Annotated in this window: 6 protein-coding genes and 1 pseudogene; 2 read left to right on the forward strand and 5 right to left on the reverse strand. The window is 44.5% G+C overall.

Features of this window, described 5'->3' with window-relative positions; translation table 11 throughout:
• Nucleotides 1-504: 504 nt before the first annotated feature.
• Entirely contained in the window at nt 505-1,173 is a 669-nt protein-coding gene (locus AB204_RS18735) for a 7-cyano-7-deazaguanine/7-aminomethyl-7-deazaguanine transporter (protein WP_047964902.1), read from the reverse strand.
• A 171-nt stretch (nt 1,174-1,344) separates the two neighbouring features.
• Here AB204_RS18735 and tusA point away from each other — a divergent pair, with 171 nt between their 5' ends.
• On the forward strand, nt 1,345-1,596 hold the full coding sequence (gene tusA / locus AB204_RS18740; RefSeq protein WP_047964908.1) for a sulfurtransferase TusA: 252 nt from the start codon (nt 1,345-1,347) through the stop codon (nt 1,594-1,596).
• A 197-nt stretch (nt 1,597-1,793) separates the two neighbouring features.
• Here tusA and AB204_RS18745 read toward each other — a convergent pair whose 3' ends face one another.
• From AB204_RS18745 to rsmD, 4 genes are all read right to left on the reverse strand, one after another.
• Nucleotides 1,794-4,085, reverse strand: coding sequence for a zinc/cadmium/mercury/lead-transporting ATPase (locus AB204_RS18745; protein ID WP_047964903.1), 2,292 nt, complete (start codon nt 4,083-4,085; stop codon nt 1,794-1,796).
• A 134-nt stretch (nt 4,086-4,219) separates the two neighbouring features.
• Nucleotides 4,220-4,846, reverse strand: coding sequence for a lysoplasmalogenase (locus AB204_RS18750; RefSeq protein WP_047964904.1), 627 nt, complete (start codon nt 4,844-4,846; stop codon nt 4,220-4,222).
• A 209-nt stretch (nt 4,847-5,055) separates the two neighbouring features.
• Nucleotides 5,056-5,328, reverse strand: a complete 273-nt coding sequence (locus AB204_RS18755; protein ID WP_047964905.1) for a DUF1145 family protein — start codon at nt 5,326-5,328, stop codon at nt 5,056-5,058.
• A gap of 41 nt (nt 5,329-5,369) precedes the next feature.
• Nucleotides 5,370-5,948: a 16S rRNA (guanine(966)-N(2))-methyltransferase gene (gene rsmD, locus AB204_RS18760; RefSeq protein ID WP_047964906.1), complete on the reverse strand. Its 579-nt coding sequence runs from the start codon at nt 5,946-5,948 to the stop codon at nt 5,370-5,372.
• A 231-nt stretch (nt 5,949-6,179) separates the two neighbouring features.
• On the opposite strand from rsmD, the pseudogene AB204_RS18765 reads away from it, so the two are divergent.
• Nucleotides 6,180-6,386, forward strand: a pseudogene (locus AB204_RS18765) (signal recognition particle-docking protein FtsY); the annotation flags it as partial.

Here is a 6,386-nt window from a genome sequence, read left to right on the forward strand (position 1 = left end):
TATAAATTTCTTTACTGATGATTGGTAATCATTGCAGGTTGTTTTAAGTATATCTGAAATATTATCCGAAGATTCTTGATTACTTATTCTAAAATAATGTTTTAATTTTAATACTGAGTTACATAATGGTTGATTCATATGACCATAACCTTATTCTTGGATAATAAAATGTATATGATCCATCCGCACGTTAAATGGATACAGAAAAACATATCTTTTTTCTTAAGCCATTGGGGAGATAATGAGAAAAATGATATTAAGGATATGACTGGATGCCATATTTTCTTCTGAGTACATACTGTTCAAAAATTATCACAGAAAGTACTACAAACAGAAAGTATCACAAACAGAAACAAGTCTGATAGCCGGATATGGTCTTAACCTAAAAGATTTTTTGATTACGTTTGATAGTAAAAGAAATTTTAATTCAAGCTGTTATTCAATATTGAGAATAACCTATGCTATTAAGATGTAGGGAAACTCCCCCGATGAGGGGGAGAGCAGTTAGTGGAATTTAGCCAGTGTCTTATCTGCGGTTTGATTGAAAAAAAATTTCAGAATTAAATTCAGCAGAATGCCATAAGCTGGCAGGAAAAAAAGCATACAGATAAACAGCTTGAAAGCGTAATCCACCAAGGCTATTTCCACCCAATGCGTTGCCATAAAAGCATCGGTGCTGCGATAAAATGCGATAAAGAAAAAGGCCAGCGTATCGAGCATATTACCGAAAAACATAGCGGTAGCCGGGGCTATCCACCAACGGCTTTTTTGGCGCAGACGATTAAAGACACCGACATCCAATATCTGACCAAGCACATAAGCCATAAAACTAGCGGCCGCAATGCGGGCAACAAACAAGTTAAAGGTTCCCAATGTCTCGAATCCTTGCCATGTGCCCTGAAAAAACAGAGCTGAAATCAGGTAAGAGATCAACAAGGCGGGAAGCATAACGGAGATAATGATCCGGCGCGCTAATGGAGCACCATAAATACGCACAGTCAGATCGGTCGCCAAAAAGATAAAGGGAAATGTAAATGCCCCCCAAGTGGTATGGAAACCAAAAATGGAGATGGGGAGTTGCACCAGATAGTTACTGGAAGTAATGATCAGAATATGGAAGAGCGAAAGCCAGACCAAAGCCGTGGCTCGCTGCTGCGCAGTCAATTGGAACATATTGTACCTTTTTGGTGAATGGGGTAAGGGAACCCAAAAAAATAAATGCGCCTGAAAAATCAGGAGAAGTTGATCATACGCGTGTTGCTCAATAAAAGTAAAGTACGGCCGTGGGCGATATTTTGTAATATAATCCACGTCCATAGATTGTTTGAACCTACAGAGATTGTTATGTCCGATGTTTTTGCCAATCCCGATAAAACGCTTGATACGCTAGGATTACGCTGCCCGGAACCCGTCATGATGGTACGTAAGACTGTCCGCCATATGAGTGCCGGCCAGACGTTATTGATCATTGCAGATGATCCGGCGACAACCCGTGATATTCCCGGTTTCTGTCGTTTTATGGAGCATGTATTGATTGCGCAGGAGACAGGGCAATCCCCTTATCGCTATCTGCTCAGAAAAAGTGAAAATGCTTGAGTGAGAAATATCGCGTAATTGACTGGCAGAAAAAAGGAGCCGTGCTAGGCTTTAAGTATGGTGTTTAGTCACAACTTATCACCTCACTGAATACCATATTTCCTTTTTCCTTAATAGCAATCTTGAGTAATTGTAATTTTGAAAAGGTGCGTAGTATGCACCTTTTCAATTTATTGTTTTTTATCTCTCCCGGTTTATCACTTTTGCTGCTTCACTCTCAGCAGCCGGATGGCGTTTGCAGTGACGAGTGCAGTAGCGCCTGAATCGGCCAGAACCGCCATCCATAGCCCTGTGATACCCAATAGGCTGGTGATAAGGAATATAGCCTTTAAGCCTAATGCAATAGTGATATTTTGACGGATGTTGTAATGGGTTGTGCGAGACAGGGCGATAATTTCAGCTAAACCGGTCAGCCGATTGTGTGTCAGTGCAGCGTCAGCCGTTTCCAATGCAACATCGGTTCCGCTACCCATGGCAACGCCAATACTGGCGGCTTTCATCGCCGGAGCGTCATTGATTCCATCACCAACCATCATGGTATGGTGATTTTTATTCAACTCAGTCACTGCCTTCACTTTATCTTCCGGTAATAATCCTGCGCGATAATCAATGCCCAATTGACCTGCAATAGCAGCGGCAGCACGAGGATTGTCACCCGTGAGCATGACCGCCTGAACACCTTGTTTTTTCAGGAGACGAATGGTGTCTATGGCATCCTGACGCAAGGTATCCTGCATGGCAATCAAACCCATGAATTGTGTGTCCTGCATGACTGCAACCGCAGTTTTGCCACCATTTTCCAGATCGACGACTCTTTGCTTCCAGTCCGCGGATAACGTATTTTCCGGTAATCGCCCGGGAGCGGCGACAAGAATTCTTTGTCCTGACAATTGTCCTTCAACGCCAATTCCTGCTAGCGCCTTGCGCTGTTCTGCCTCAACAATGGTCACTCCTTTCCGTTCTGCGGCTTCAAGAATGGACTTTGCCAATGGATGGTGAGAGCCACTTTCTACAGCCCCCGCCAGTGCCAGTACAGTTTCTGTGGTGATGTTTTCCGCTGGTTCAATATCAGTAACTTGTGGTTTGCCTTCGGTCAGTGTGCCGGTTTTATCCAATGCGATTGTGGTCACTGCTCCAAGTTGCTCCAATGCTGCTCCGCCTTTGATGAGGGAGCCACGACGAGTCGCTGCGGCCAATGCGGAAGTAATTGCGGCAGGCGTGGAGATAACCAGTGCGCAAGGACAGCCAATCAACAGTAGTGTCAGGCCGCGGTAGATCCAGCTTTCCCATGATCCGGCAAAGAACAAAGGTGGGATCAGTACCACGAGTGCGGAGAACAAGATAATCAGCGGGGTATAGATGCGGCTGAATCGGTCAATGAAACGTTCAATGGGAGCGCGACGTTCTTCTGCTTCTTCAATCAATTGAAGAATGCGGTCAATGGCGTTGTGCCCTGGCTCAGAGATCACCCTCATCTGCACGGCGCTATCGACAGAAAGGCAACCCGCCGCGACCTTTTCTCCTTGTTGCCGCTCAACAGGAACAGATTCACCTGTCAGGGCGCTTTCATCGAAGCTGGCAAATGGACTGAGTAATTCGGCATCGGTGGGTAAACGGGCTCCCGGAGCGACCTCAATAATATCACCGGGACGCAGCTCTGCTGCCGATACGGTTTTCTTCTTTCCATCCTTAACTAATAAAGCTTGGTCAGGAACTAATGCCATCAAGGCGCTGACGCCACGACGAGCACGTCCGGCGGCATAGGATTCCAGAATCTCGCCTAATTTGAACAACAGAATAACCATAGCGGCTTCTGCGGTCGCATCAATGAACAAGGCGCCGATGGCGGCAACACTCATCAGCGTTTCAATGGCAAAAGGAGTACCTGAGCGGATCAATTTGATGGCTTTGGTTGCAACTGGATATAACCCAATCAGCGTGGTAATGATAAAAGCAATTTGCCCGGCGGGTGCATTAATGCTTGATATCCCCCAGCTGGCGAACATCAGGGCAGCGAGAATCAGGATCGGGGAAAATGTTTTCCAGGGATTGGTTGCCGGAGGCAGTTTGGATGACGAATCCGTTTCCTTGATTTCAAAACCCGCCTGTTTTACTGCTTTTTCGACAGCGGCGCGAATATCAACATCAGAATCAACCACCAATTTTTCTGTAGTAAACAGTACTTTGACCTGTTTGGCTTCCGGGAGCTTTTTTACAGCATTCTCGATTTTCCCTGCACAGCTCGGGCAATCCATACCTTGGATGATCCAATTAAAGCGCTGGTTTGCTGTTAATTCGAGGGGAGAGGTATCCTGTACAGCATGGGCATGATCGTGTGAGCAATGTGCTCCGTTATGTTTATGAGTATGCTCATGTTCGTGGGAATGCTTATGGGAATGTATCTTGTCATGATTTTCATGAGAGTGATTGTGGCCTGTCTCATGGTGATCATGTTGTGATTGCTTATGTTTTGTGTCGGTGGAGAACATAGGCGACCTCTTCATAGAGTTAATCCGGGTTAGTTAAGAACAACTCTACACTCTGGAGTTAACTCCAGAGTCAAACTTTTCCTTCCTCTTGGTGCTATTTGTTCATCAGGTTTATGCCCAATAGAGTGGGTACATTACAAGATTATTGAACGAATAATTAAAAAGTGCCCGATAAAGCCACAGGCAGCGACAATCGCTTTTGATGGTTTAAACGAGAAGCGGTACCGATCAATGAGGTTGATAATATGTGCAAGGAGTAACAGGATGGCGCCTGCCATAACAGAAAAACGACTTTCATTACTAAGCGAAAAATATTGTTCCCCGGCGACCCAAACCATCAGCAGTGCCATAATGAAGCTATCAACGACCCGCCAACGCATATTATCCAGACGAGTCCAAATAACGACCATAACCACAATGCCAACCGCCAGTAAAACCAAAGGCAACGGGAAGAAGAGGCTGAAACTCATATGCCAGGCAAAACTGATGGTATATAGCAAGTAACTCAGGAACAGCGCGATAAATGAGAAGAGTAAATATTTACCGGGGAGCATACGGATCGAATCAGAGAGCAAAGCAGTCACTAGACCCGCAATGATGAGATAGCCAGAAACCTCAAGATTAGGGGCCTGACATGCCCACAATAACAAAAGCAGCATCGTTACCGGGCGAAAAACCCATTGCTGCCATTGAGTGCCACGGTAGGCGGCATCAATATATAACCATCCAGAGAAAAACACAGCAAGAAATGGCCAACTCATATTTTTCTTTTCCTTAATGTTCAACGCCCGTTTTAGCAGGCATTACTATTCATAATGGGGTTGGTGTGGAGAGTATACTGATTTAGCAACGTTAATTCGTTATTAACGAATGGATAACGTTTTATTATCAAAAATGAAGCACGTCAATGAGTAATTAACGGGATTACTCATTAACGCAACAAGATGGCAAGGGGAAGTGAGTGACTTATCTACTGTTTTTTATTCTGCTGTTGCTTTTTCTGCCAAGCCAACAACTCAAAAACACCGAAAAAGAAGATCTTGGTTTGAAGAAAAGTAGAGAGTTTTTGATCTTTAGGCTGGGAATTTTTCAGCAGCAATAACTGAAATGCGTGCATTATCACGGTGAATACCATGGCAATATCCATGAAATACTTCAATGGCTTAGGGAAAGGGTGAATGAAATTGAAGATCATGACTCCCCAAACTAACATCATGATAACTCTTCCTAATTGAATAAACATCATCGACTCCAAAATCGTGTTTAAGCAGGTCTGACACCAGATTACTGGTGGCGGATATATAATCGATAAGCAACTTGTCCGGCAACCTTTTCCCTATGTAATCGCCAGTTTGCAGGAACTGCTGTCGCAGAGGATTCTGATTCTGCTTCAACATAAATCCAGCTTTCTTCTGCTAGCCAGCCATTGACTTCCAATAAACGGATTGCTTCCGTGAGCATGCCTTTACGGAATGGTGGATCGAGAAAAACGACATTAAATGGTGTTCCTGCTTCATTGAGGTATTGTAGAGCATTACCTTGTACTACATTGGCATTTTCAGCTTTCAGCAAGGCTAAATTAGCCGATAACTGTTTCGCTACATTGCGATCATGTTCAATTAAGGTAGCGTAGCCTGCATAACGTGATAACGCTTCAAACCCGAGAGCACCGCTACCTGAAAAACAATCCAAACAACGGGCTCCCTGAATCGTTGGCATAAGCCAGTTAAAGAGTGTCTCACGGACACGATCAGTGGTTGGACGCAGCCCATCACTATCAGGAACGGGTAATTTTCTCCCGCGCCATTTTCCGCCAATAATGCGAATTTGTCCTAAAGACGTGTGCTGTGGTTTTTTAGCCATAATTTACATAACTTAAGCATTTGTCTTCCGGTGCCATTAAATCATATTTGGCGAAGACAAAAAGTGAGTGAAAATAAAGAAACCCATTGATTAATTTACCACGAAATCCGCGATAGATATGTGTTGTGGTGTGATGAAAATGTTAGACTGGATTTTATCACCGTTAGAATCTATCTCAGTGGGCATATTTATTGATAACGCCATAATTAACCGCGAGGAGTGTAGTGGCCGATGGCAAAAGAGAAAAAAAAAGGTTTCTTCTCTTGGTTTGGACTTGGTCGTCAAGATAAGAAACAGCAAGAAGAACAAGCTGAACAAGAAAAGTTAGTTGCTGAGGAAGCGGCCCGTCGTGCAGCAGAAGAGGCAGAGCAGCAGCGTTTGGCGGAAGAAGCCGTCCGTCGTGCAGCAGAAGAGGCAGAGCAGCAACGTTTGGCGGAA

Origin of the sequence: Xenorhabdus khoisanae (assembly GCF_001037465.1) — a bacterium.
GTDB classification, from domain to species: Bacteria; Pseudomonadota; Gammaproteobacteria; order Enterobacterales; family Enterobacteriaceae; genus Xenorhabdus; species Xenorhabdus khoisanae.

What these genes read in the sequence shown, in the direction of transcription:
- AB204_RS18735 (WP_047964902.1), bottom strand. Translation starts at nt 1,173, where the DNA reads ATGTTCCAATTGACTGCGCAGCAGCGAGCCACGGCTTTGGTCTGGCTT.
- tusA (WP_047964908.1), top strand. Translation starts at nt 1,345, where the DNA reads ATGTCCGATGTTTTTGCCAATCCCGATAAAACGCTTGATACGCTAGGA.
- AB204_RS18745 (WP_047964903.1), bottom strand. Translation starts at nt 4,085, where the DNA reads ATGTTCTCCACCGACACAAAACATAAGCAATCACAACATGATCACCAT.
- AB204_RS18750 (WP_047964904.1), bottom strand. Translation starts at nt 4,846, where the DNA reads ATGAGTTGGCCATTTCTTGCTGTGTTTTTCTCTGGATGGTTATATATT.
- AB204_RS18755 (WP_047964905.1), bottom strand. Translation starts at nt 5,328, where the DNA reads ATGTTTATTCAATTAGGAAGAGTTATCATGATGTTAGTTTGGGGAGTC.
- rsmD (WP_047964906.1), bottom strand. Translation starts at nt 5,948, where the DNA reads ATGGCTAAAAAACCACAGCACACGTCTTTAGGACAAATTCGCATTATT.